Raw genomic sequence first — 24,752 nt, 5'->3', positions numbered from 1 at the left:
TACCACAAAATCAAAGACAATCAGAATAACGAACGCCGTTATTTCTAGCGTTCATTTCCACGGAAATAGACTTAGACTTTGCAATTTCGAGCAAGCCGGGAATTGTATTTTTTTCACAAATCCAAATCGCCGAACTACCTTGTATATTCAGATTTCCGCAACCTCCAATGAAATCCAAATTACGCCATACAAGAACGTCTAAATTTCGAAACGGAATTTCACGCGCGGCCCCGCCAATGGAAACGATACCGATCTTCAATAAACTCTCGCCTTTAAAAAGATAAGACCACTCGTATTCCGGTTCAATAACTTCCGAATTTTCATTAAGCGTGATTTTATTCGGAATACTTCCTAAAACTAACTCGAATACAACGTTAGTCGCGTTATCTTGTACGTTTCCAGAAATCAAATCCAGATAATCCAATCCCTCTCCTGGTTTGTTTAAAAGACCTGCGTTGACATCTCCTCGGGGATCCGTAAAATTCCAAGGATTTGTATAACTTTGAGAAGAACACGGAAAACTCGCTGTCGTTAAAAATAAATATCGAATATAATAATTTTCGCCGGATTCTTCGATCTTATCTCCAGAACAATACGACAAACAAAAAAGAAATAAAAATAAAATTAGATTTTTTGAATGCACTAAGGACTCCAAGGACAAATCGGAAAACCGGAACCACTCTGATATGCACAGGAAATTCCTTTTAGTAAAATTCCGCTTTTGATATTCTGTGTCAAAAAAATTAAGTCGGCGCTAAAGTTCAAATCGTTCATACAAGCCGCGTTAGTCGCGGGGATCAAAGCAAGCTCCGCCTCAACACCGTTCAATTGAGATAATTCCGTAGAATTTAGTAAACGGGAAAATCCTACCGTTACAAACGGAGCCGTCTCCAATTTTAAATCCTTACAACTGCTCTGATTGGTAAACTGAAATTGAGATTCCAAGTTAGCTCCATCGAACCCGAAAGAATCTTTCCATACCATAGAAGCTGGAGTTTGCAAGTTTGAATATTTTAGGAACAATGGTGCGGTTCCGGACGCGCAGTTCGGAAAGTTAATGCTAATAAACGTTAAATCATCCCTTCTGTTTTGCAAAATTGCTGGCGTTTTAATATTATTAAAAAAATCTAAATTACAAAATTCTCTTTCGATTTCGTAACAAGTAGTAATCATTCTACCCAAAACCAAAGTATTAACAAGGCAAGCCTTGATTTCCGGAATTTCGTATTTCGGCACAACCTGCATCTGAGACTGAACGAGCGCCAATTGTAGGCTAGGATTAGATTCATTTTCTTGAATGCAATAAATAAATAATATACTAAAGATACAAAAGTATAAAACCCTTATTTTTTGGAGAATTACCAACATTTTCCGGTAAAAATACAGACTAATATCCAGAAATCAATCGGCCATTCCTCCACTTCTACGTTTTGAGGTGGTTGTTCTTCCGGCAGAGCAACAACCACAGTATCATCTCCAGGAATGGAAACCGCTCCGTCGTAATGAGGAGGACCGTTTCTTAAAGAATTATGCCAATCTAGTTCGATCACCTTTGCGGACAAAGCCCCCGCCCACACTGTATATCCAATGTAATTTAAATGTCCTATCTGATCCTGGTACAACCAAGGATTTGCTACCCAACACTGACCAAACTCAAAACAATCTCTTTGGCGTATAAAAAGATGATACAAAGGTAGAAATTGCACTTTGCCGTATTTACCATTGACTTCTTGCGCCGCTTGTTCGATGGCCCCTTGAGAAAAATACATTCCTAAACTAGTTACCATGCTGGGATTGTTTTTCACTCTGTGCAACCAGAGCCAGTACCAATCGTCTTGCATGGTGGGCGAAGTACCCGCATTTTTGATCTGTGTGCGAAGCATATCCAATTCTTCAATTCCAGTTTGAATTTCTAGGTTTACTATAACTCGGTTGTAAGCCTCTTTGATATAAAGGATCGATTCTACAAACTCAGTATGCAAATGATCCAAATCGATCGGCATATAAAGTAAGGTGATCCATCCTGTCGGAGGTAATAAAGTTAAAATAGAGGCTTCTTCTTCCTCACGCATTGCGTTTTTTTGTTCTGACTGTAGCTGGCTCATATTATAACTAAAACCGCTATCCGGTTGGGTAGCCATCGGAGAAAAATATTGATTCATATTTCCTAATGTAGGACTGTAAGATAGATTTGGAAAATTTCCCATGACCAGAATGTCTTTATTCCGTCTTGGATTTCTCAATTGATACAAAATGGATTTAGTATTGAAAGCCACACGACCTACTACGGAACTAAACTTCCAAGGCATATAGGTCAAAAGAAGTGCATTGTGCCAAAAATCGTTTCCTCCGATTTCAAATGCTACGTTAGGCGCCGTTTTAAAATTGATACGCCTTTCATATCTATCTGCACAAGCTGCAATTAATTCATGTAAATTTTTTGTTGTATATCCTCCTATGGCTAGGTTCTGCACATTCCATTCTACACTAAAGTTCATCAAAGTTAGATATTGATCCCAACCAAAATATCCATAGGCAGGTTCATCTATAAAATCTCCCAAACTATCCCCATACATTGTAAGAAACGTTTTATTAGGTTCAAAAGATTCTGGATCATTATTGTTGAACTGTGTATTACAGTTGGTTTGAATAACGAAATGGTTATACGTGTGATTCGCATCCGGAAACCAAAACTTAAAACTATTTTTGTCTGCAAAAAGTTTTAGGTTTGTTGTTAGAAAAAGTAGCATAAATAAATAAAATTCAGTAATGTTAAATGTTCTCATAGTGATCCTCGTGATTAAAGCGGTGGATTGGCGATTGACGGTGTTGTAAAAGTAATAGTTCCTGAACCAGAAACGGCGGTTAATTTTGTAAAAAATAAAGATCTTTTTGTATCACTATAAGGTGGAATTCTTAAAAAGATATAAACTGACTCAATTTGTCCTGATAATCCGGAATCATTATAAGAACGACTTTCCAAAGGATCATTACCACAAACTGGACTTGTAAGTTTCACTTGTTGATTCACTGATTCTTGAAATGTGAAATTAAAACTTCTTTCAGAATCAGAGGTCCCTGGAACACCATTCAACCTAGCTCTATTATCAAAAATATACGTATCTCCCTCCGACATATATCTTGTATAAGTTCCGGGTTCCAAGATTGGAATTTCCTCTGTGGGCGGACAATATTGATTGAGATCAAGATTGGGAAGTATAAAGAAAATAGAATATTCTAACATAAACTCGTTATAAAAGTTGCCGTGCGAACTTTCTCGAGTCAGGCTACAATCAAAACTAAAGTAAGAAATAAAAATTAAACATAAGATTTTTTTCATTTTAAATTCCTTATTTTTATCTTGGTGGGTCTTGCACAGTGGGTGTGGTAAATGTAATAGTTCCTGAACCAGATACGGCTTTTAGTTTCGTGAAATATCCGTATCGATTCTGAGGTTTAGATTCAGGTATTCTTAAACTAATATATAATGTTTCTAAATGTCCAAAAGTTCCAGAATCCCCTTTAGCAGAATAGAAATCTGGACTTGTTCCGCACACTGGACTAATTAACTTAATCTCTTGCTCTGCATTCTCTTGAATGATAAAAGTAAAGTATTCTGAAGCATGTCCTTGATAAGGTGCATTCAACCTAGCTCTATTATCAAAAATATATGTATCCCCTTCCGACATATATCTTGTATAAGTTCCGGGTTCCAATATTGGAATTTCCTCTGTGGGTGGGCAATATTGATTGAGATCAAGATTGGGAAGAATAAAGAAAATAGAATATTCTAACATAAACTCGTTATGATAATCACTCGTTGAAGTCCCCTGCGAGTAATCGCAGTTAAGATTTAAGTAAGAGATAAAAACTAAATATAAGATTCGCTTTAACATAGGATTCTTTCCTGGAATATTCATTTTCTAAAATATGTTGAAATGATGCGGCCAATCATAAGGATTTAACGTCGCGTTTGATGAGTTCTAAGTTTACTTTTTGGCGGATTGCCACTGCCTTCTCACGGGCCATAATTAAAAAAGAAGTAGGAATTCCGTTAGGAGTATTTCCATAATCGATCATAAACCGAATCATAACTAAACTCAAGGTAAAGTTTTCTCGGACTTTGATCAGCTGAGGAACCGTCATATTGGGAAGATCAGCTTCCACCCTTCCGTAAAAAACGTCCGCGGCCTGACTTTCTTGAAGAAGAATTTGTTGTTCAGTGCCATATGTAGGAGTCGGATAAGATTCACCTTTCAATTCCGCTTCTACTTTTGCCTCTAATTCGGTATCGGATAACGGACGGTTAAAAAGCAATTCTCTGGAAGCCATAGAGGATTCTTTTACGAACTTCTGATCCAGTTGGCCGTTTTCGTTCATCAAACGAAACGCCTCTTCGATAGATTCTCGCTCCTTGTCTGAAATAGCGGGTAACGTCGATAAAGGGGAACCCGCCGCCGGAGTTTCTATGCCCAAATCGGCAGGAGTATATGGAGTGACGGAAGACAAGAACAAGGGTGGAAATTTACCGGAACCAGGCTTGATACATCCCACAATTCCTATCAAAATAATAATTGAATATTCTAAAATTTTAAAATATATAGAACAAATCTGTTTCATAATTCTTTTCCTCAAAAGTATAACGTAAATGCAAATTGAATATTTGGAGCACCTAATAGAGAAGTTTTAGGATCCGAGGTTTCACCAAATGACCTTAATTCTCTCCCTTGAATTTGTAGATCTTTGTAGTGATCATTTTTACCAAAACGGACGTAAGCTTTAACGGTGGTAAAAGTGAAAAAACCGATCGTAACTCCGCCTAAAATTTGGTATCGTGTATAAGAATTTTGGAATGCGTGTTTTTCCTTATCGTTAAAACCGGAATATGCATTTTTTAAAGAATGATTTTTTTCATCGGCATCAACATAAGCCGCCGCGGTCAATAGAAGCAGACTGATTTTAATCCAGAGGATAAAAAAGTCTTCCAACCTTCCATCGTTAGTAAAATTGTCCTGAGGAAATCCCCTCCATTGTTTGTCTGCGGAAGCGTTAAAAAAAACAAGAGACCCAAAGGCGCTTTTTAAAGCTGATGAATATATTATTTTATTATAATATTCTTCTGAAATAAAATCGACTACTTGATCTTTTGAAATTTTTTTACCAATTTTAGAGTTGCGGATAAAATAAAAATCCTGGAACTCTCCTACTTCTCCGGATAAAGCAGGTCCATTATTTAAAAGTAAAATACCTTTGCGATACTGGGTTTCACCAGAAGTCTGTTTTTCTGAAAACAAACTCGTTGTCGTAACACCTACGAGAAATAGTAAAAAGATTCGAACGAGTTTTTTCAAAACCATCGAACCGCTTCCGCATCAACTTTGGTTTCTTTTTGGCTATTTCCGATCTTCTCTTGAAAAAGGATCCATTTCCTGCCCTTTTCTTTTCGAGTAGTATAAGAAAGAAATCGGAGGCTTTTACCTTCTAAAAAGTCGGGGGGATGGGGAAGAATTCGAACGACTGAGAAGAATTCTTTCTTATTTTCCACTTCTTTGGGGCAGTCGGACTTTGCTGTAATCGATACTGGTTCCGGAGATTTTTTGAAAACAGGATAAACAAATAGTAAGTTACAGAAAGTGGAAATTCCAAATAAAACCAAAATGATTCGTTTTTGCATAATTAAGTCTAAAATATAAAATTTTAACACATTTTATTATATATGACCCATTATCAACAAATTAAGGACTAAATTATATTTATAAATAATTATCTGTGTTTTTTAAATTATATTAGCATTAAAATACATTATTATGGCGTTTTTTATGGATTTTTTAACCAATGAAAGGGAATAGAAAGATCATTTCTAAAACGTAATGCTTGAAAATTCTCTTGGGAAATTGTGGTAGTTCCCACAGTCTATTTTGTGCGGACAGATTCCGTTTTTTTAAATGGATCTCTGGACTTCATTCTCTGAAACGGAAAAGATCTAAAGTTTTGCGAGAGTTCCCGCAATTTTAGGAAATTGGAATATTTTGCATATCAAACTAATGTAGGAACTACTGCAAATTTGAAATTCTACTGTAGAACTTTTAAAATGTGGGAACTACCACGTTGAGTTGAGCATAACGCGAAAGGGATCGCGCCAACTCAAGCAGAACGCTTTTTACGAAAGAGTTTTAAACTGAAACTAAAGACGATATATCGTATTAAGTTTCTTTCATACACTTTATTGATTGGAGCTAAAGAGCACGGCCCGTAACAGCTGGATTCGCCCAAATTTTCTTACGCAGGATTCATAGAATTGATATGTAAACAATTAGAGTTGTTGAAGATGAATTCTTCAACTGTTTTTGTTTTCTGGAAACGGTCGATTGAAGTAGTTTTGTAAATCGTCACTTTCAATAACTCTATTGGATTGGGTATTTTATACTATAGATCCGAGTAGCTTGTCGAACAAGCCCGCATAACGCTGACACTTACTCTTTCGGATTTACAACGATCGGAAGATTATCTTTACCTTGTGGAACAAAGATCAGTTTAGAATTTGGACTTTCAAACGATTTATACTGAAGATACTTAGTGGTCAACTTATCGTTGATAATCGATTGAGACTTCGCTTGTGCCTCGGCTCGGATCAACTGAGCTTCCGCATCTGCCTTCGCTTTCTTTTTGGCGATTTCTATATTTTTTTCCGCGATTTCCAGTTCGTATTTTTGCTGTTCCAGTTCTTGTTGTTTCGTCAACTTCGCTTCGATTGCGTGCAACATATTGGGAGAATATTCCACGTCGTCCAATATTACATCGAACACTTCGATATGTTTTCCCTTCGTTCTTTCTATAACTGCGGACTTAATGTCCTTCGCTAAGACTGCGCTATTTTTAGAAATTTGGATCATCTGATGATGGGAAACTACGTTTCTAATAGAAGCCCTAAATTCCGGTTGTACAATACTTCTATAATATTCCGGACCAACTTCTATGTGAAGCTGATATACTTCATCTCGAATCGGTCTCATGATGACTACTGCTTGAACGTCTATTTTCAGATCGTCATTGGTAAGTACATCCACCTTTTCCTTATATGCGTTCCATTGTGTGGAATAAGTATAAATATCGTTCCAAGGATATAACCAATAGAATCCACTCAACACTGGTTCTTTGTGCAAACCTATATCAGAAAATCCGAAAGGTTTCCAAAAGAGACCTATTTCTCCGGCTTTTACGGTAGAACCACAATACAAAGTAGGCAACAATGTTAAAACGAACCAAATTTTTTTTCCATTCATGGTTTTTCCTTAGCCGTTTAGGCGAGCGAATTTATTGTGTTTCGATCGTTTTAAATGTACGGTTTTTATCAACCCACATTTAAAACCTAAAAATTATATTTTATCTAAAATCTGACTCTCTATTTTAAAACTTTCTTATATCAAATCATCATAAAAATTTTTCTATTTCGTTTTTTAGACTTTCTTATATTGATTCGTTTCTATTTTAACGTAAGTCAGTATCACCAATACAAAAACAGTTATGTTTTACTTGAGTTGGCGCGACCTGTCGAACAATCCGACACTGAATTTGAAAAAGCTATTTTACTGGATTCAAAAAAGCAACATAAAGTTAAGTTCCGAGGAAATTGGGACATTGAGTTTTTTTATTCTCCCAAGTTTTTTTACATCGAATTCACTTTATTTTAACGTGAGTTCGACATAAGAAAGCTGGGGCGAATCCGGCTTGCCACAGGCAGCCGGTCGGGCTCTCAGCTCTGGTCAATAAATTGCATACAGGAAACATAATACAGCAATCGTCTTTAGATTCAATTTATTGACCCCGCATCGATCCCTTTCGCGTTATGCTGAATTCGCTTTATTTTAGCATAAATCTCCTAATAAAAACATTCAATTTTTATAATTTTATTTTGAAATCATTTCTTAGAATTGACTACATAAAAGTTTCTGAAATTTATCTAGTTTAAAAATAGAGTTGTTGAAAAATGGATTCTCCATCTGTTTCTATTTCATGGAAATAGATCAATTGAAGCAGTTTTGTGAATTGAACTATGCGACTTTTCAACAACTCTGATCATCTAAAAAATTCAGAAAGTGTATTATAAAATTCTAAATGATTCGCGTTCAAACTCATCTAATCATTTCTTTAGAAACTTGTGAACAAATTAATTTTCTCCGTCAAATTCTATCGTAAAACGTTTGATCTGTTTTGGATCTACGTATTTCATACTCGCATAAAAATCCCTCTTGTGTCCCGATGGAAATCCTTGCACAGCAAATCGGCAGGTTTCCAAAAGAATATCTTCTTTATCATAAAAGTTCATCGTAAAAAAAGCTTCTACATGATCTTTTCCGGACAAATTTTCGATTTGTCCGTTAATTTCAAGATAGGTGAACTGATCCTGTAGTCCTACGTTATAATATTTATAATTTCCATCGACTGTTATCATTCCGTTCGATTTGCTCCAATTTGAAATCGGAATCAAAAGAAAGAAAAATAAAATAATCAAACGAAACTTAGAATACTGGAATTGTTTTAGGTTTAGACAAGAAAGTATCGCAAGAAAATTCAAGATCATAACTCCTTACGGGAGTCGAGGCAAGAACAGAGTCTGTCGAACGATCCTAGAAGGGAGAGGCTGAATGATTCAGTTTGATCTTTTTGATAAAAAACAATTCGGTTTTGGAATGTGCCGTAAGTTTTTTTGCCTTTGCAAAATAGGTTTTTAGATTTGTCAGTCATATTAGATTTAGAAGTGTATCATTGTATTCAAAAAACGGAAACCTTTTTCTTACTACTTAGATGAGTGAAAGTAGTATTAAAAATGAATGGTCGATTCTGCAAATATACAATAGTTCTCAAAAAATTTCATCTAATCTGGAATGATTGGCTTTTCGCTCAGAACTATATAATAAAGTATCTAGTTTTTTGCACTAAAACAGGGCAATTTACAGTATTTACTACTCGTTAATGTTGTAATCAAGCATCGATTAACGTGAACTTTGTATAATTCAATGCGAAAGCGATTAAGGCGTAGAGAAACTCAGCAGAACACTCTCTATGATCGCGTTCTATAATTAAATTGAAACTAAAAAAGAAATATTGTATTCAGTTTCTTGCATGCAATTTATTGACTGGAGCCGAAAGTGCGGTCCGGCAACGCCGGATTTGCCTAATCTTTATTACTCAAAATTTCACAGAATTGATGTGTAAACGATCGGATTATGATCACTGATTTAAAATGGTAATGCACATCTACCGCTTGGACACTGATTTACGGATGCACTTGTTGGATATTCTCCAGAACCTCTTCTGTCTTCCCCCTCTCCAGTACAATTTCTGTTAGAGACCATGGAATCAAACATATTTGTTGTGAGCATTCCCAGTGATTGTATGGTTGTAAATCTTGTCAGTGTATTTGATCCTTCCAGATTCGCGATGACTTGGGACGGATCTGTGGTGGGTGCTAAAAATCTTCTGAATGTTTCTAATGTCCACAAACGCACGTTAGTTGGAATTACCACTAATCCCTGAGAGATCCTAAGAATTGGAACTGCGTGTCCCCTTGTAGTTCCATCAGGATGTTGTCTCTCCATAACTCCGAACCAAATACTTCCAGCAGGGGAACTAATAAGTGAACTTATGTGGGAAAGAATCTCATCCCGATTAGTAAATTCGGTAGAAGCAGACCAAAAATACTGAGGCAGCATTGTATCAATGGATGCAAATGACAGAAAACTTTGTGTAGAATAGTGAGGATAAGGTGCATACTTTTTAGGTACATCTTCTAACAGTCTTTCCAAATGCGGATAACGTTGACTAAACGATATAAAAGGATCTGTATTAGGAGCTGTATCAAAAAAGTAACCACCACTCTGAAGAGGTTCTTGAGAATGACGGTCCTGAAGTTCCGCCAACATCTGAAAACTATGAAGAGCACAAGGACCACAGAATCCACTGACTCGAGTCTCGGATTCAGCGGAAACCGAAGTCGCTATATCATAAAGTCTTTGAATCCATTCCTCGGTTAATTGGAAGTTAGGTGGTAAATCTCTTTTGACTCTTTTATGTAGAATACTTTCGTGATTACCAGCCGGACAATATTGTCCTGTTTTACCAAGATTGCTCGCTGTATAACGTGTCCAATTCAGTAAATTTTTATCAACAATAAACAAAGAAGTTGGACTATTAGTAGTATCCTTTTCTAAATAAGAAGGTTTAGCTGCATAGGCAACTCCCCAATTGGATCCGTATCTAGTAACTCTCAGTGCATTCCCCTTATAATCCGTAATGATTCCTCCTTGATCAGTTTCAAAAGAGACGTTCCAAAAAGCCGGATTCATCTTACTAATCGCTGCGTCACTACACGATGCCCAAGTCACCCAATTCCAATTCGATTTACCCACGTTAGAATACATACAATAGAGAGAACTACTAACCGGATCATACTGAGCGAGATGTCCACTTTCAGGATTGTAGTAAAGAGGAGTTGTATTTTTATCTGAACCTCCCCGGCGAATAAAATAACGTTCATTTCCCTCGGTAGTTTGCAAATCCCAAGCGATAGAAGTTTGAACACTGATGTTTCCAGGAGTGGCTATGGTTTGAATCCATTCATCCATGGAAGAATCTAATGTATGGTTGTATCTATCTTTAGAATTTCTTGATATATAGCCGTACCAATTTGTATCCTTCAATCGATAACGTCCATCTGCAGTCCAAAACGAGTTGTCTTTTACAATCCATCTTTGATAAGGATCGTTGATTGTACAAGGCCTGAGATGTACATAGTCCCAGTTTTCTTCCCCTCTAATTACTTTTTCCGGTGCAGTGATGCATAACCACGTATTATTGACGTTATACGAAATTCTTTGGAACACATCGTATCTTGCATTCATAACGTGCATTTGCCAACACTGTTCAATTATGATATAACTTTCACCACCGCTAAAAGTAGGACCATAACAAAACTTTCCTCCATCATGAACAATGACCTTAATCGGTTTGTCTTTTGGTGGATCGGTAGGTTTTTGAACGATCGAGCTGGTGGCCTTTGAAGCAGCAGCATGTACAAATGTATGATCCATTTCATACGCCAAATAAATCATGATAGAGACTAACAAAACCACTATAAAAATTTTCTTCCAATTATACATTTTCAATTTACCTTCTTTTTCATAAAATTGAATTGCAGAACGATATTTTATATAAATAGTAATCAATTATATTCTAATACTTTAAATTATTTTCAGAAGACACCTTGAGTTGATTTCTAATAAATTGATTTAATATTAGAGTTGTTGAAAAATTAATTCTCCATCTGTTTTTGTTGCATTACTCATAACTATATAATAAAGCACATAATATTTTGCATAGGATCAGTGTTTTGTGATAAAATTAACAGCACTCAATTTTATAGAGATTAGTAAAATGGACAATTGAAGTAGTTTTGCAAATTTTTACTGTGGAATTTTTCAACAACTCTATTCTATAGTTTTAATATAAAAATATATTCTTCTATTATTTCTCCGGGATTAAGCTACTGTTGATCTTATATAAAAGTATCATGATTTTTTAGATAGATCCGTGTTCAGAAACAGAATTTTAGCGTTCTAATAATGGTTTTGAGTAGTAAACTCAACGTAAGACATTCTAATAAATCAAAATGATAATTTGTTTATTTTAGGCTTAAATTTGAATTATAATTAATGTGAATTCGTATTTTTTTAAGTTTTTCTACTCTAATTGTGAACTTTGAGATACATGTGGGAACTACTACGAAAATTTAACAACATTAGAACTGCTTGAAAGTTCGCAAATTGCCAAATACAACCTAATTTGTAGGAACTACTGCATTTTATTAAAAATTTCTAAAGAATTATTGTCTAAAATTCTTTGAGCTTTTGAGACAAACTCTAAATTGTGGGAACTACCTCAAACGATGATTTTGCGAACAAATTCTAAAATTGTAGAAACTATACAAAATCAATTTCGCCTAACGCAATTTTGCGAATCGATCAGTTATTTTCCGGAACCTCGTCCAGATAACTTTTTAATTCTTCCTTAAGTCCGGGCGGAAGTTGAAGTCCGGAACTTTCAATTCTTTCATTATATTTACTGAATGAAAATCTATGTCTGGAAGTTTTTAAATAATCTTCTAGAGCCTCTGAACCCCAGTCTAAAATTTCTTGGATGAATTCCTCATTCTCTTCTAATTTTTCGCAGTAAGGAATAAATAAAGGTCTGTTTACCGGTCTTCCGATGGTTCTATAAAACATAAGTCGTTTGAGAAGATCGCTGTCTTTCAAATTCTCTTTTTGTTCCATAGCTTTTTCTACCATTCTTAAATTGATACAATCCAAAAATTCCACTTGTAGATTTTCGTCGTTTAAACGTTTACGAAGAGAAGTTTTAATTTCTTCGGTTTCAAAAAGAAAATTGGGGCAGTATTCTGGACATTCTACATCTTTATGAAGATCGCAAAAATGAAGTAAAATACAATCTATGTCGGAAGCGGTTTCTACAATTCCAAAATTGATCGAACCTAAGATTTCTACTCCTGTATGAAATCCTTTTTCACCTAACTCCTTTAAGACGATTCGAAAGGCCTGCATCCTTTTCAGAGCTTCTTTGGTATCGTAGTTCCGATATTTGTTTTTTAAAGCGATGTATTTCTCTATGAGTTTTGTCATCCGGTAATGTCCCTGAGATACAGGTTCATTCCCTTAAGTACCACATCCGGAATTTCATGTCCACCCTGAAAAGCGATCATTTCTCCTTTCCATCCGGCTCCGATTAAAAGTTGTTCTAATTTTTTAGAAGCCGGATAACCTAACACCGGATCCATTCTCCCGTGACTTTGAAAAAAACGATAATCCTTCTTTTTTTCAGCGAGTCTCTTCCAATCCGTTTCACTGATCAGGGTTCCGGATAAAATCATAAGACCTGCTGGAGCTATTTCGGAATGAAGAGTAATATCGGTCGCAAGCATCGCGCCTTGACTAAAACCTCCCAAGATGATTTTGTTCATAGGAACTCCTAAAGTTCGAATCATCTCCATTGCCTTCTCTCTTGCGCTTTCCAAACCCGCTGGATAACGATCCGAAAAATCCCGATAACCTCCTGTCACCATCGCTCTTTGTAAAGCTTCCATGTCGATCGGAAACCAAGCTCTTCCGTTATAACCGGGCATTACCGGAACTTCTAAAATTCCATTTGGAAACAACCAATTGGTTCCATCTGGAAGATCTAAATACGCGCTGAGAGGAGAAAGATCATATGCGTTTGCTCCGTAACCGTGAAATAAAATTACAGTATATGTTTCTGGATTTCCAGGGATATAAACCGCTTCGATCGGTCCGATACTTTCCAAAGGTCGATTGTAAGAAGACTGCATGTTTTAATTCTCCAAAAACAAAATGAATGAATATTCATAGAAACGAATCTATATTTTCAATTTCAAAAGGTAAATGAAATTCAAAAGAAAGTTTTTAACTTGGCAATTCTATTTCTCTTACGGAAATGGAAAGCCAATTAGAATCTCGATTTGAGGGAAATCATGTCTAAACAGTTCGAAGGAAAAGTAGCACTCGTTACCGGAGCGGCGTCTCCTCGCGGTCTCGGAAGAGCGATCGCAAATACAATCGCTAAAGAAGGAGGCGACATAGTACTAGTCGACCTCAACAAAGAACAGATAGAACAAGCGGCGGCTGATGTAGCCAAAGAATTTGGAGTAAAAACTTTAGGACTTTCTTGTAACGTCACTAAACCGGAAGATTGTGATTCTGTCATCGCTGGAGTAAAAGAAAAATTTGGAAAACTAGACTTCCTAGTTAACAACGCCGGAGTTCTCAAGGATAATCTTTTTATACGTATGTCCGAACAAGAATTTGATTTTGTTTTAGACGTAAACTTAAAAGGCGTTTTTTTGATGACTAAGTATGCTTCTAAACTTCTTCTCAAAGCAGAGTCTGGAAGGATTGTAAACATCTCTTCCGTTTCTGGTCTTACTGGACAGCCGGGACAAGCGAATTATTCTTCTTCAAAAGCGGGAGTGATCGCATTGACAAAAGTAGCTGCAAGAGAATTTGCAGGAAGAAACGTTCTGGTCAACGCGGTTTGTCCAGGTTACGTTCAAACCGACATGACCGCGTCTTTGCCGGAAGAAGTTCAAAAGAAACTGACAGATCCTTCTTTCATTCCTCTTAGAAGACCAGGCACACAACAAGAGATTGCAAACGCAGTGAAGTTTTTCTTAAGTGATCAATCCAATTATATTACGGGAACTTATTTAAGAGTCGATGGCGGTGCCGCAATCGGTATGTAATTTAGAAAACGATTGTGGAGATGATAGAAAAAGATTCAAGTCTCCTCAATCATTCGAGTTGTTATTTTTAATTGTTTCTTTTATAATTTTAGAAAATCATTATATATTAAATTTATATATATGTTTGAGCCGTCAAGCGGCGATTTACTTAGAAGTTTATCAGGTTCGGCGATTACTCGGAACTATAGAATGAAATGTCCAGTGTTTTGTAATAAAATTAATGGCATTCAATTTTATAGAGATCATTAAAAACGATTAGAAAATTCTCAAATATGAAATTTCGGTAGGAACTTCAGCATTGCTACTCAGATCTATAGTAGAGTTATTGAAAGTGACGATTTACAAAACTACTTCAATCGACCGTTTCCAGAAAACAAAAACAGTTGAAGAATTCATCTTCAACAACTCTAATTGTTTACATATCAATTCTATGAATCCTGCGTAAGAAAGTTTGGGCGAATCCAGCTATTACGAGCCGTGCTCTTTAACTCCAGTCAATAAATTGTATGAAAGAAATGTAATACGATATATCGTCTTTAGTTTCAGTTTAAAACGCTTTCGTAAAAAGCGTTCTGTTTAAGTTTTATCGTATCAATCCCTTTCGCGTTATGCTCAGCCCAACGTGGTAGTTCCCACATTTTAAAATTAAAAAATTGAAATCAATATCTTTTGTTCAACTTGACACCCAACTTAAACAAAGACAAAATCCGTTTTTTAAAAACAAAACGGAAAGGTCTTTTTAAAATAGCAGAAAGAGAAAAATCCCAAATAGGTTTAGAATGAATTACTAAATGCCAAGTTTCGTTCGGCTTAAAAAAACTGAGTTGGATTATTTGTGAATTTATAATATGCGTCTTTTCCATATATAAAAATGAAACATAAGGGTCAAATATCATGTCCTTAACTTCTAAATCGTTATTTAGAAAATAATACCAATAATCCGTACCATCGTAATAATCATAAGAAGTAATCAACAAAAACCCATCGAAACATTTAAACTGAGCTTCTATTTGTTCTCCTTCTAATATTACACAGGTTTTACCACTCTCAAAAATCAGAGTTATAGTTTCATTAGAATATATTATTTTTTTAATATTTTTAATAAAAGAAAAATTAGATATACTTTCCAAAGTAAACCAACCGAAACACATTTATATTTGGTTTTAAATCATTAGAATTGTTGAAAAATTTCATAGTGAAAGATCAACAAAATTGCTTCAATTGTCTATTTCAATACAGCGGAAACAGATCAAGAATTAATTTTTCAAAACTCTATTTAAGTTTAAATTTATAGGTAATTTCAGCAAATAACTAAGTAGTTCCCACAAATCAAAATTTTATAGATAAATTCTGAAAATGTAGGGACTCATACCTTTAAAAATCCTTTATTTACTTTAAAGGCCGTTTTACAAACCGATAAACTTTTCAAAGAGACGTAATCTGTGGGAACTACCACATTTTATAACTGATCTATCAATTACCATGAGCTTTAAAACAAATCCAATAAGAAGCAAAACTCTATACATCCTTATTATTCTCTCTAAGTAGAAGCTAATTTATTCAGAGTTATAAAATAGAATACATAATATTTTGTCTAAAAATAGGGGTTGGTAATAAAAGCTTAAGATAACGTGAGTCGATTATATAGAAAAACTAGAAAAATTTTTCTTAAAATAAGAGTTCCTACATTCATCTATGGAAATAATTGATTTTAGTTTTTAAAAACTAAAACAGATGAGTTCCCAAATATTAAGGTTTTACCGTAAAAAATAAATTTGCGAGAGTTCCTACAAATCACGTCATAATGGTGGCTTATGGGCTTTCGAACGGTCTTCATTATTCTTAAACATTCCTAAGAATTTGAGATAGGCCTTTTATAAGTTTCATCTATAAAACAAAGACTCACACCAAAAACTTCTAAGTTTTAATGTAACGCAACCAAAGAATGAAATTCAGGATCATCTTTAAAGTTATCAAAGTCGCTGTCTTCAAAGTCTTTTTTAGGTTTTCCTAAACTCAGTGCCAATTTCGTATAACGCAGCAAGTTCGGTTTATTTTTTTCCAAAGAATTTAGACAAGCAAGATTGAACGCAAGTCTTGCATCTTGAATGTCGGCAGGCAAAAGATCTTCAAGTAAGTTCAGATATTGACTTCCACCGTATTTAGCTATAAATACGATAATGTCACCTGCAAAATATTCAGCGGTGTTATACGAATTTCCAGTTTCATTTCCCTTAAGAGTAGAATTTCGACTGATTCCCAAAGAACGATAAATGTCTTTATAACAATGAAGAACCCATTCTGCAACGTCTGGTTTATTTTCCCTTAAAAATCGATTGAGTGCCGCAGAACTCATTTGCATTCCAAGATTGACTAAAGTTGTTTTTTCTTCCTCTCCAACTTTGTCTTTGTATTCTAGAATTTTGTTAAATTCTCTTTGATAACGTTCTTTGTTTTCTTGAAAATTATCCGCAATACGATCGATACTTTTTTCGATCGTACTTTTCCAAACCCAAGGATAATCGTCCATTACGTCGCCTACAATATCATCAACGACTTCTTGTTCCTTTTCAGAAATTTCCTTTTCCTTCTTGGCGGCTTCATCTTTCGGAAAGTAATTTTTAAAAAATTCTTTTTTAATTCCTTGCGAAGAATGAAAGGCGACTTCGGCTTCTTCATCGTGATAGTGAGAGTATGCGATATAAATCCCCTCCTCATCTAAAGGAAGTTTCTTAAAATCCTCTCCATTTGCTACTGAGATAAAATTTTCAATCGAAAGATAAGCGAGAATATCACGAGTGATCGAGTAATCATCTTCTAAGATTTCCATAACTTCATCACCGCTCAATTCTTCTTCTCGATCTTTTCCCAACACCAATTTGTAAAACGAAGTAAAATTTAGAATGTATTCGATTTCGTTTGCTCCATCAGAAATAGCGTCTTCGTAATCGATCCCGGAATGCCAATCGAATCCTAAAAATATAATTTCACCAGCGTCATCCCAATACGAATCGAACACTAAAATGTTTTCTTTAACCAAACCTTTCTTCGAAATAGAGCGAACCCAATTTAGAATTTTCTTATGGATATAACGAGCTAAAGAACCCCAATTATACTCTAACAAACGTTTGGCGACTTCCGGTTGATTCTCCGAAATTTCAACTGCCTTTTTAGCCATAAATTCTTGAAAAGCTCTGGTAACAACGGGAGAACCGTCTAACGGAAGTTCATCGTCCGTATCCGAATGAATATCTCGGACCCAATTACAGATTTCTCGAAGTAAAACTCCTCCGAGCCCGTAACGAACTGTAGGAGATTCCAATTCACAACTTCCATGATCCACATTAGAAATTGCAGGTTCTCCGTATTTGTTCTTTATAAATGGATGATATACGAACCAATTTTGACATCCATCATAAGAGCCCAAAGATTGAACGTCTTCTAAACTTTTTTCCACAAGTTCCAAAGGTGTAATCCACCAACTGTCCCCTTCTTCTAAAATCCCATCTTCCCAACCATAATCATCTTCAACGTGTGCCGGTTTATCTGAATCCTCAGAACGTACACCTTGGATAACAAATGTAGGCATGTCGTCATCATGAAAGATTTCTATCCCATTAAAGATAGAAACAAAACGGGCCATAGAGCCAGGAACGGAAGAATGAATTTTACCTAGATAAGGAGGATTCCAACAAAGATGAACCGGAGTTTCGTCGTCATACGACCAAGGAAGTGTAATTACAAATCTATTTTCTTCATCTATTTTGACTTCCGTAATCTGATCTAAGATTTGCTCCCAAAGAGATTTACATTCTTCCGTTTCGATCAAAAATCGAAATTGGTCTCTCAATGCTTGTTTTTGATCGGAAGATTCTATGATTTTTTTCCACGTTTCTTTATAATCCGGGTTTCCAGTTAAAGGTTTTAGTAAAGGAACATAATCGGATTCTTGAAAACCTAACTTTAATCTTTCATTTACTAATTTTTGAAATTCCTTAAAACATTGTTCTCTATTTTCAAAATTGAGAATTTTACGTTTTCCAGAGAAGCCAGTTTTTCCAAAGGAAAGAATTAAAGAATAACCGGAGAGTTCGATTTGCCAAAAGGTTTCGGAACCGTTTTCCGAAAGAATGAAGTGTTTTTTCATACTTGAACCAAATTCTTTTTTGATGAGAGTGAGTTAAACAGCATAATTAATTTCGCTTTTGTTTGCCTATCAGTTTATATTTTGAATTGGATTAAATTATGTTTCCCGAATATTCTAAAAATTGAGATTGATACGAATAAATCAACTTGCAGTTTTTGCAATCGCCTGAACCGGATCAGAAACGTGTCTAATGTCCATTCCAGTATTTAAACGAACCAATTCTTCCGCAATGTTCACGGCATAGTCGGCGGTCCTTTCCAAACAAAGAATCAATCTGTATACATCCGCAAATTGGTTTTTATCCAGTCTAGAATCCATAACAAACTTTAAAAAAGCGGATTGACATAAATTATTGATCTCTTCTTCCACCGTATGAACACTTCCGTAAAATCTATTTTTCTCCTCTACCAAAGATTCAACGGCCATACCTACAATCGTGATCACCCTGGACAATAATCGATTAAGAATTTCTTCGTCACAGAAAAATCTTTTCGGAATTAGACCTCTTCGAAAACATTTTGCGCAGTTTACGATCTGATCTCCCATTCTTTCTAAGTTTCTAGTGATTCGAATCGCGGAGAGCGCAAATCGAAGAGGATCTCTTTTTAAAACCACTTCTCCGTCTACCAAATCCATTCCCATAGAATTACGATTGGCTACGGCTTCTAAAATAGCGTTCTGAGAAAGATTGTCGTTTTGTTTTTCGAGATTATCGATCAGGTCATCCCGGTCAATTAGCTTTCTTGCAAGTTCTCCGTCGTCCTGTTCCAAAGCATCGTCTAACAGAAGCACTTGTTCAAGACATAGTTCAGCCATGCTATATAAATTTTTACGAAGGAAGTCGAATTTGAAAAACATAAAGGATCAGACGGACAAAGGCTCGGGTAAATAAAGAATCCTTTTGAAAAAATGCGTTCGGTCAAGTAGATTTTCTTTTCAACCAACTTACCAACAAATCTAAAGAAGATTATCCTAAAGTCATCCTTTGAATCTTTGTTTCAAAAGAAAGAATCGGACAACTTCTGTCTCTTGAAACAACTTTCGATTCTTAGATGATTTGAGTACTATGCAGAATATGCCAAAGAAGATATAGAAAACATCCGTATTGAATCATAAAACCTGTAAAACGTGCATTCACCGCAAGCACGGAACCAGAACTTAGATGCGAAAGAGTCTGAAAAATTCTCGCTCCTAAAATGATCTGAGTCGCGAGTTCAAAACGATCGTCTAAAACTCCTGCAAAAACTCCGATCAAAACTAAAATTCCGAAAATGGGAAGATTCTCGATACAATTGATATGAGCCCGGTTGAGCCTCCAATAAAATTCGCTTCCGTGTTTAATTCCAGCGGGAAACTCGTTCGATTTGTTTGAACCGGTAAGCACCTTAAATGATCGAATACTTACCACACACAATCCGAGAAAAAGAGTCCAAAATATAAAACCTAATAACGCTACAATTGCAGGATTCATTCCGCCTCCGTAATTCTTTTTCGGAGAATAAAATCGACTACGATTCTGAAATCAAGTCCGATTTAAAAGATGTATAATATTTGAAATCAGATTTAAAAATAATTTACTGGGCGCCTTACTTCGTTTCGGTCACAAGTGACCGCGTCGCGAGCAACTCAACGAAACACTTTTCCAGCATTCTACTGAGTTCCTTAGCATCGATCCTTTCACGTTAAATTTAACAAACAAACAAACACAAATAACGTGTATAGTTAAAAACGACTTTATACTTAAATATATAAACTAAAATGAAGATAATAGAGTTGTTGAAAAATTCCATAGTTCAGTTTAACAAAACTATTTCAATTGCTCGTTTCCATGGAATAGAAACAGATGGAGAATTCATTTTTCAACAACTCTAATTAAGACAAACTATTGTAACAAAAAACATTGATGATTTAAAAATTGATCCTGTTTAAAATTTAATAAGCGAAATTTCAAATGTATCATTTTATAATGACTTTAAAGAAGAAAAGGATCTAACTTCGCAAATCGAATGAAATTTAAATACATTATCCCCCCTATTCTATTCATTCTATTTTTCTTTAGTTGCGAAAAAGAAAATAAAATAAGTTCAACGGATTACTTTATGATGGCTTGGTGTATGTCGCCAGCGGATGCTCCACCTAACCTAATCACTGCGAACGAAATAAAAATTTTTCCTTCTGGTTCTATTATAGCCATCTATCAAAGTCAGGAATTTTATGAATCGAGTTCTAAATCGGACGTAACTCTTGTATGGAGCGAAGACGGAAGAAGTTTTTCGAATCGAACTCCCACTTACGTCGTTTCTGGCCAATATAACTTCCATTATTTTATAAAATCGGAATCGGAAATTTATGCAGTAAATCATAATAGAGTAAATTATAAAACTTTAAACGGAGGACAAAATTGGACTCCGATGAAATACGAGTCAACTGCTCTTGGAATTTTTGATTTAGGGCCTCAGAATACAGGTAATTATCATTGGATTCGTTTTTTAAATAGTCAAAACGGAATTAGAATCGGCACAAAGGAAGATACAAACTTTAAAAATATTCCTTTTTTAGATCGTACTATAAACGGAGGAGAATCTTGGGAACGTTCTGCACTACCTCAAGACGTTAAAATTCTGGATTTGTTATATAACTCCATGCAAGAAATTTTATATATGAATTATGGACCAATTTATTCCAATTCAGTTATTTATTATTCCAACGATACGGGAAATTCTTTTCATTCTACCGGTCCTTCAGTTAGTTACAATAGTAGATTCCATTTTTTAGATTCACTCAACGGTTGGATAAATTCAAGTTCTCTTGTGCACACCGTAGACGGTGGAAACGTTTGGACTACCATTCCCAATAATTTAATTGGAGGAGCTTTTCAAAAGATAAAATTTTTAAATCCAACACTCGGATACGCGTTTTACGGACCTACCCAATCTTACAAACTTTATAAAACCGTGGACGGAGGAACCAATTGGGTTTTAGTTCCTTTGTCTTTTGCACCTGAAGGGATGGACGGGACTTTCGACGCTGGCGCAGGTAAGATCGTAATCGCCTATCAACAAAAGTTATATGAATCCACGGACGAATTTGTTACCTTCCACGTTATGGATCCGGGTCTTAAAAAAACAACAACTTCCTATTCGAACGCAGTCGGTAATCCTGCTTGTATATTGTATTCTTTTTAAAAATTTTTATTCAACCTTTCATTTTGTTCAAAGGTGAATTGCAACTAATGTTAGTTCAGCAGAACGCTCTCTCGAACTCAGCGTCTCGCTTCTATTGGCGCTCGACGGATCGCGTTCTAAATTGAATCTAAAGACGATTGTTGTATTATGTTTCCTGCATGCAATTTATTGACCAGAGCTAAAGAGCCCTACCGGCTGCCTATGGCATCGCCCCGGTTTTCTAACGCCCTGCTCACGTTAGTTAGGTAAAAAAATAGATAAGAATTTTCTAAAAGAATGAATTCCTACAATTTTAGGACTGATTCGTAAAACCGTGATTTGCGGTAGTTCCCACATCATTTTACAGACAAACCTAAGTTTTATAATAGTTCTCACACTTGAATACAATAGATTCAATTGTTATAAATTTCTATTTTTTAAATTGTGGTAGTTCCCACATTTAAGGAGATGGCTATAAAATTCAGATTCCAATTTTTTTCAGAATCATGAGTTCCTACACGAACTTACATTAGAGTTGTTGAGAAATTTCATAGTTCAATTAACAAAACCGATTCAATCGACCGTTTTCCATGAAATAGAAATAGATGGAGAATTTATTTTTCAACAATTCTATTAAAGAAATAAAAACATTTTATTAAAAACAAATTTTAAATCGAAAATTTCTCCATCAGACGTTTTACTTTACCGGATTGTTCATCGATCCGTTTTGCGCCAGAACTGATTTCTTGAGAACCGGAAGAAATTAAATTTGCTCCCTGAGAAAGATCCTGAATCGACTGTTTGATAGAACTGTATGCGCTTTTATTTTCTAAAGAAGAATGTTCCAAATCCGTAATATTCGAAGCGATTTCGTACATCTTACGAGAACAAACATTTAAACCAGCTTCTTGAGTCCTCATATCTTCCAATAAACGCATACTAAAACGGGCCATATTAGACGCGTTTTCTTGGATAATCGTAAAAAAATCGGAGAACTGATTCATTTCTCCGTCTCCGGATTCGATACTAGATCTTGTAAATTCGATCAGATCCGTAATCTCTCTAGTATTTTTCATTGTATGCTCAGCCAGTTGTGAAATTTCATCCGCAACAACCGAAAAACCTCTTCCATGATCTCCAGCTCTTGCCGCCTCGATCGCGGCGTTGAGAGCAAGCATATTTGTACGAGTGGAAATATCTCCAATCTTAACAAGAGATTCGTTGATCTTTTGAACGGTTCTTTTGACTTCCAAAAAAGATTTTTGAATCCCATCCACTTTCTCTTGTCCTTTTAACGCAGTATCGGAAGATTCCCTCGCTTGCAAAGCCAAAGAGTTCAAAGATTCCGTAACGTTGATCAACGAAGAAAGATTTTTTTGAATTTCCTTTTCCAAATTTCTAAGGTGTTCCGCAGAAGTAAGAATAACGGAAGTATTCGCTTCTACTAAAGTACTCAAATGATCTATATGATCGGCCACTTTTTGAGAATCATTTGCCTGAGTTTCCGAAGTGGAAATAAATTCTTTCGAAACTTTATAAAATTCTTTACTAGCTTTTTCAGAGTTTTCGACAGAAATCCTCGCTTCTACAATGATTTCACGAAGTGAAACTTCCATTTTCTTTAAGAATTCCAAAAGTTCTCCCATCTCATCCAAACGATCAATCTGAATCCGATTGTTCAAATTTCCATTTTGTATTTCGGACGCGAAATGAATCGCCTTTCTTAAAGGAAACATTACAGATCGTATGATGGATCTGGAAAATAAAATACCCGCCACCAAAGAAAGAAGGGAAAGAACGCATATCATATACAAAGAAAAGGTAAGTTGAGATTCTGCCGCGTCTTCGTTTTTACGGGAATTAGACGCTTCAAACTCGATTAAGGTTTTGACCGTCTTACGAAGAGAAGCACTCAGTGGATTCACTCCACGAACGTAAAGAATCTGAGCTTCTTGTCGTCTATTATCTTTACCTAATATATGAATCGTTTCCGCGTATTGAGCAAAATTTTTGATACCGTCTTCGAGAATTTTTAGATTTTCAAGCTCGTTCTCTTCCAAAGGAAATTCCCGAAATGTAACGTTACTCTTTTTTATCTCTTCTAAAAGAGTTTTAATCTTTTCGTATTCCTCTTCGGAAAGAAGAGAGTCAATCGTGGATACTTTGGACGAAATCGTCAATTCAGCAAGAATCAACTTTTCCAAAGTCAAATTCATTAGTTGGAACTTAGGTTGAGAATTTTCTATCATTGATCGAATCGTTTTACGATACACAAAAGTATTGTAGACGATCAGAGCCGAAGAAAGAATAAACACTCCTATAATAGCGCCGAAACTGAGACGTAATCTTGTTTTAATCCTGATATTAGCGAGTAAATTCACTGTCTAAAAATTGCGGAAACTTTTTTTCCGATCATTTCGATTTCGAAAGGAAATTGATATAGGAAATCACGTCCTTAATTTGTTCTTCTGACAATTCATCCTTCCAAGGAGGCATAAACGGAGAACGATTTACTCCACCCCCACCTTTTTTGATGATTTCCTCTTTTTGTGCGTCAGTCAATTTAGTAATCGTAAGATTTGCAGGAGGAGGAACTTTTCCAGTCGCAAGTCGTCCTTTTCCGTCAGCGGCCTCTCCGTGACAAAGAACACAATAAGTTCTAAACACGATACTTCCCCGAACCGCCGATTTTTCCATTGTATCCAGAGCCGTCAAAGAAAACAAAGACGCCGAAACAAGAAAAAGAATTATAAATTTAGAATATTCTTTCATTATTGTACGTCTATAGTCATTTTCATTTCTGGATGTATCGCACATTGCACCGTGATCTTACCCGATTTTTCGAACTTTACCTTTTGTGTTTTCCCTTGAGAATAGGAACCTAAATCAAAAATTTTCGCGGGCGACAAAGAATATACGTTATGATAGAAAGTATCGTAATTTGGAAAACTTACCACGTCTCCAACTTTGATCTTTAAAGATTCTACAGTAAAACCTTTATTCTTTTGACCAACTTCGTGTTCTGCAGCCGAAACATTTCCGCCCCAAAAAACCAAAGAAATAAAAACCGCTAAAAACCGAATAAACATTCAATACTCCTAATTTATAAATA

22 protein-coding genes are annotated in these 24,752 nt (G+C 35.5%); 2 read left to right on the top strand and 20 right to left on the bottom strand.

The window, feature by feature from the left end; all coding sequences use genetic code 11:
* Positions 1-10: 10 nt before the first annotated feature.
* The 13 genes from LEP1GSC049_RS212495 to LEP1GSC049_RS212555 all read right to left on the bottom strand — a co-directional run bounded on the left by LEP1GSC049_RS212495 (position 11) and on the right by LEP1GSC049_RS212555 (position 13,399).
* Positions 11-643, bottom strand: a complete 633-nt coding sequence (locus LEP1GSC049_RS212495) for a hypothetical protein (protein WP_016560951.1) — start codon at positions 641-643, stop codon at positions 11-13.
* On the bottom strand, positions 643-1,368 hold the full coding sequence (locus LEP1GSC049_RS212500; RefSeq protein WP_016748470.1) for an LA_1694 family PerA/PerB upregulated protein: 726 nt from the start codon (positions 1,366-1,368) through the stop codon (positions 643-645). The genes LEP1GSC049_RS212495 and LEP1GSC049_RS212500 overlap by 1 nt, the downstream gene beginning before the upstream one ends.
* Entirely contained in the window at positions 1,359-2,750 is a 1,392-nt protein-coding gene (locus LEP1GSC049_RS212505; protein ID WP_016560933.1) for an LIC10707 family hydrolase, read from the bottom strand. The genes LEP1GSC049_RS212500 and LEP1GSC049_RS212505 overlap by 10 nt, the downstream gene beginning before the upstream one ends.
* A gap of 50 nt (positions 2,751-2,800) precedes the next feature.
* Entirely contained in the window at positions 2,801-3,340 is a 540-nt protein-coding gene (locus tag LEP1GSC049_RS212510; protein ID WP_004753171.1) for an LIC_10705 family lipoprotein, read from the bottom strand.
* A 16-nt stretch (positions 3,341-3,356) separates the two neighbouring features.
* A complete protein-coding gene (locus LEP1GSC049_RS212515) occupies positions 3,357-3,896 on the bottom strand; it encodes an LIC_10705 family lipoprotein (RefSeq protein ID WP_004756939.1) in 540 nt (179 codons plus the stop codon).
* A gap of 55 nt (positions 3,897-3,951) precedes the next feature.
* A complete protein-coding gene (locus tag LEP1GSC049_RS212520) occupies positions 3,952-4,620 on the bottom strand; it encodes a hypothetical protein (RefSeq protein WP_004752894.1) in 669 nt (222 codons plus the stop codon).
* Positions 4,621-4,631: 11 nt separating this feature from the next.
* Positions 4,632-5,357, bottom strand: coding sequence for a hypothetical protein (locus LEP1GSC049_RS212525; protein WP_004762364.1), 726 nt, complete (start codon positions 5,355-5,357; stop codon positions 4,632-4,634).
* Positions 5,348-5,674, bottom strand: coding sequence for a hypothetical protein (locus LEP1GSC049_RS212530; protein ID WP_004753421.1), 327 nt, complete (start codon positions 5,672-5,674; stop codon positions 5,348-5,350). The genes LEP1GSC049_RS212525 and LEP1GSC049_RS212530 overlap by 10 nt, the downstream gene beginning before the upstream one ends.
* A 799-nt stretch (positions 5,675-6,473) precedes the next feature.
* On the bottom strand, positions 6,474-7,283 hold the full coding sequence (locus tag LEP1GSC049_RS212535) for a prohibitin family protein (RefSeq protein WP_004753011.1): 810 nt from the start codon (positions 7,281-7,283) through the stop codon (positions 6,474-6,476).
* Positions 7,284-8,167: 884 nt separating this feature from the next.
* Positions 8,168-8,581, bottom strand: a complete 414-nt coding sequence (locus LEP1GSC049_RS212540) for an FxLYD domain-containing protein (protein ID WP_016748467.1) — start codon at positions 8,579-8,581, stop codon at positions 8,168-8,170.
* Positions 8,582-9,239: 658 nt separating this feature from the next.
* Positions 9,240-11,159, bottom strand: a complete 1,920-nt coding sequence (locus LEP1GSC049_RS212545) for a DUF1561 domain-containing protein (RefSeq protein WP_025178513.1) — start codon at positions 11,157-11,159, stop codon at positions 9,240-9,242.
* A gap of 861 nt (positions 11,160-12,020) precedes the next feature.
* Positions 12,021-12,695, bottom strand: a complete 675-nt coding sequence (locus tag LEP1GSC049_RS212550) for a hypothetical protein (protein WP_004752970.1) — start codon at positions 12,693-12,695, stop codon at positions 12,021-12,023.
* Positions 12,692-13,399 carry an alpha/beta hydrolase gene (locus LEP1GSC049_RS212555; RefSeq protein WP_004753107.1) on the bottom strand — a complete coding sequence of 236 codons (708 nt, stop codon included), beginning with the start codon at positions 13,397-13,399 and terminating at the stop codon, positions 12,692-12,694. The genes LEP1GSC049_RS212550 and LEP1GSC049_RS212555 overlap by 4 nt, the downstream gene beginning before the upstream one ends.
* A 162-nt stretch (positions 13,400-13,561) precedes the next feature.
* Here LEP1GSC049_RS212555 and LEP1GSC049_RS212560 point away from each other — a divergent pair, with 162 nt between their 5' ends.
* The gene (locus LEP1GSC049_RS212560; RefSeq protein ID WP_004753174.1) at positions 13,562-14,329 is read left to right on the top strand and encodes a beta-ketoacyl-ACP reductase; all 768 of its coding nucleotides are present in this window, start codon (positions 13,562-13,564) and stop codon (positions 14,327-14,329) included.
* A gap of 659 nt (positions 14,330-14,988) precedes the next feature.
* Here LEP1GSC049_RS212560 and LEP1GSC049_RS212565 read toward each other — a convergent pair.
* The 4 genes from LEP1GSC049_RS212565 to LEP1GSC049_RS212580 form a co-directional block, all read right to left on the bottom strand.
* A complete protein-coding gene (locus tag LEP1GSC049_RS212565; protein WP_016560996.1) occupies positions 14,989-15,480 on the bottom strand; it encodes a hypothetical protein in 492 nt (163 codons plus the stop codon).
* Between the two features lie 773 nt (positions 15,481-16,253).
* Entirely contained in the window at positions 16,254-18,476 is a 2,223-nt protein-coding gene (locus LEP1GSC049_RS212570) for a WGR domain-containing protein (protein WP_004757097.1), read from the bottom strand.
* 141 nt (positions 18,477-18,617) lie between these two features.
* Positions 18,618-19,334 (bottom strand): phosphate signaling complex PhoU family protein, encoded by a 717-nt coding sequence (locus tag LEP1GSC049_RS212575; protein ID WP_004761290.1) that lies wholly within the window; start codon positions 19,332-19,334, stop codon positions 18,618-18,620.
* A 190-nt stretch (positions 19,335-19,524) separates the two neighbouring features.
* Positions 19,525-19,947: an MAPEG family protein gene (locus LEP1GSC049_RS212580; protein WP_004753269.1), complete on the bottom strand. Its 423-nt coding sequence runs from the start codon at positions 19,945-19,947 to the stop codon at positions 19,525-19,527.
* A gap of 628 nt (positions 19,948-20,575) precedes the next feature.
* On the opposite strand from LEP1GSC049_RS212580, the gene LEP1GSC049_RS212585 reads away from it, so the two are divergent.
* Positions 20,576-21,661: a WD40/YVTN/BNR-like repeat-containing protein gene (locus LEP1GSC049_RS212585; protein WP_004763801.1), complete on the top strand. Its 1,086-nt coding sequence runs from the start codon at positions 20,576-20,578 to the stop codon at positions 21,659-21,661.
* Between the two features lie 647 nt (positions 21,662-22,308).
* Here LEP1GSC049_RS212585 and LEP1GSC049_RS212590 read toward each other — a convergent pair.
* The 3 genes from LEP1GSC049_RS212590 to LEP1GSC049_RS212600 are packed head-to-tail and all read right to left on the bottom strand — an operon-like array spanning position 22,309 to position 24,729.
* Complete coding sequence (locus LEP1GSC049_RS212590) at positions 22,309-24,021, bottom strand: methyl-accepting chemotaxis protein (protein WP_016748465.1); 1,713 nt, start codon at positions 24,019-24,021, stop codon at positions 22,309-22,311.
* 31 nt (positions 24,022-24,052) lie between these two features.
* Positions 24,053-24,412 (bottom strand): c-type cytochrome, encoded by a 360-nt coding sequence (locus LEP1GSC049_RS212595; protein WP_000666509.1) that lies wholly within the window; start codon positions 24,410-24,412, stop codon positions 24,053-24,055.
* The gene (locus LEP1GSC049_RS212600; RefSeq protein WP_004757054.1) at positions 24,412-24,729 is read right to left on the bottom strand and encodes a methylamine utilization protein; all 318 of its coding nucleotides are present in this window, start codon (positions 24,727-24,729) and stop codon (positions 24,412-24,414) included. The genes LEP1GSC049_RS212595 and LEP1GSC049_RS212600 overlap by 1 nt, the downstream gene beginning before the upstream one ends.
* Positions 24,730-24,752 lie beyond the last annotated feature (23 nt).

The organism is Leptospira kirschneri serovar Cynopteri str. 3522 CT (assembly GCF_000243695.2).
GTDB lineage: Bacteria > Spirochaetota > Leptospiria > Leptospirales > Leptospiraceae > Leptospira > Leptospira kirschneri.
The sequence above is the reverse complement of the archived record's forward strand: the minus strand, read 5'-3'. Positions and strand labels throughout refer to the sequence as shown.

Bases quoted from the DNA above. Each gene is read 5' to 3' on its own strand.
- LEP1GSC049_RS212550 (WP_004752970.1), bottom strand. From the start codon at position 12,695: ATGACAAAACTCATAGAGAAATACATCGCTTTAAAAAACAAATATCGG.
- LEP1GSC049_RS212540 (WP_016748467.1), bottom strand. From the start codon at position 8,581: ATGATCTTGAATTTTCTTGCGATACTTTCTTGTCTAAACCTAAAACAA.
- LEP1GSC049_RS212525 (WP_004762364.1), bottom strand. From the start codon at position 5,357: ATGGTTTTGAAAAAACTCGTTCGAATCTTTTTACTATTTCTCGTAGGT.
- LEP1GSC049_RS212545 (WP_025178513.1), bottom strand. From the start codon at position 11,159: ATGTATAATTGGAAGAAAATTTTTATAGTGGTTTTGTTAGTCTCTATC.
- LEP1GSC049_RS212505 (WP_016560933.1), bottom strand. From the start codon at position 2,750: ATGCTACTTTTTCTAACAACAAACCTAAAACTTTTTGCAGACAAAAAT.
- LEP1GSC049_RS212500 (WP_016748470.1), bottom strand. From the start codon at position 1,368: ATGTTGGTAATTCTCCAAAAAATAAGGGTTTTATACTTTTGTATCTTT.
- LEP1GSC049_RS212515 (WP_004756939.1), bottom strand. From the start codon at position 3,896: ATGTTAAAGCGAATCTTATATTTAGTTTTTATCTCTTACTTAAATCTT.
- LEP1GSC049_RS212555 (WP_004753107.1), bottom strand. From the start codon at position 13,399: ATGCAGTCTTCTTACAATCGACCTTTGGAAAGTATCGGACCGATCGAA.
- LEP1GSC049_RS212570 (WP_004757097.1), bottom strand. From the start codon at position 18,476: ATGAAAAAACACTTCATTCTTTCGGAAAACGGTTCCGAAACCTTTTGG.
- LEP1GSC049_RS212595 (WP_000666509.1), bottom strand. From the start codon at position 24,412: ATGAAAGAATATTCTAAATTTATAATTCTTTTTCTTGTTTCGGCGTCT.
- LEP1GSC049_RS212530 (WP_004753421.1), bottom strand. From the start codon at position 5,674: ATGCAAAAACGAATCATTTTGGTTTTATTTGGAATTTCCACTTTCTGT.
- LEP1GSC049_RS212560 (WP_004753174.1), top strand. From the start codon at position 13,562: ATGTCTAAACAGTTCGAAGGAAAAGTAGCACTCGTTACCGGAGCGGCG.
- LEP1GSC049_RS212575 (WP_004761290.1), bottom strand. From the start codon at position 19,334: ATGTTTTTCAAATTCGACTTCCTTCGTAAAAATTTATATAGCATGGCT.
- LEP1GSC049_RS212580 (WP_004753269.1), bottom strand. From the start codon at position 19,947: ATGAATCCTGCAATTGTAGCGTTATTAGGTTTTATATTTTGGACTCTT.
- LEP1GSC049_RS212600 (WP_004757054.1), bottom strand. From the start codon at position 24,729: ATGTTTATTCGGTTTTTAGCGGTTTTTATTTCTTTGGTTTTTTGGGGC.
- LEP1GSC049_RS212510 (WP_004753171.1), bottom strand. From the start codon at position 3,340: ATGAAAAAAATCTTATGTTTAATTTTTATTTCTTACTTTAGTTTTGAT.
- LEP1GSC049_RS212585 (WP_004763801.1), top strand. From the start codon at position 20,576: ATGATGGCTTGGTGTATGTCGCCAGCGGATGCTCCACCTAACCTAATC.
- LEP1GSC049_RS212520 (WP_004752894.1), bottom strand. From the start codon at position 4,620: ATGAAACAGATTTGTTCTATATATTTTAAAATTTTAGAATATTCAATT.
- LEP1GSC049_RS212535 (WP_004753011.1), bottom strand. From the start codon at position 7,283: ATGAATGGAAAAAAAATTTGGTTCGTTTTAACATTGTTGCCTACTTTG.
- LEP1GSC049_RS212565 (WP_016560996.1), bottom strand. From the start codon at position 15,480: ATGTGTTTCGGTTGGTTTACTTTGGAAAGTATATCTAATTTTTCTTTT.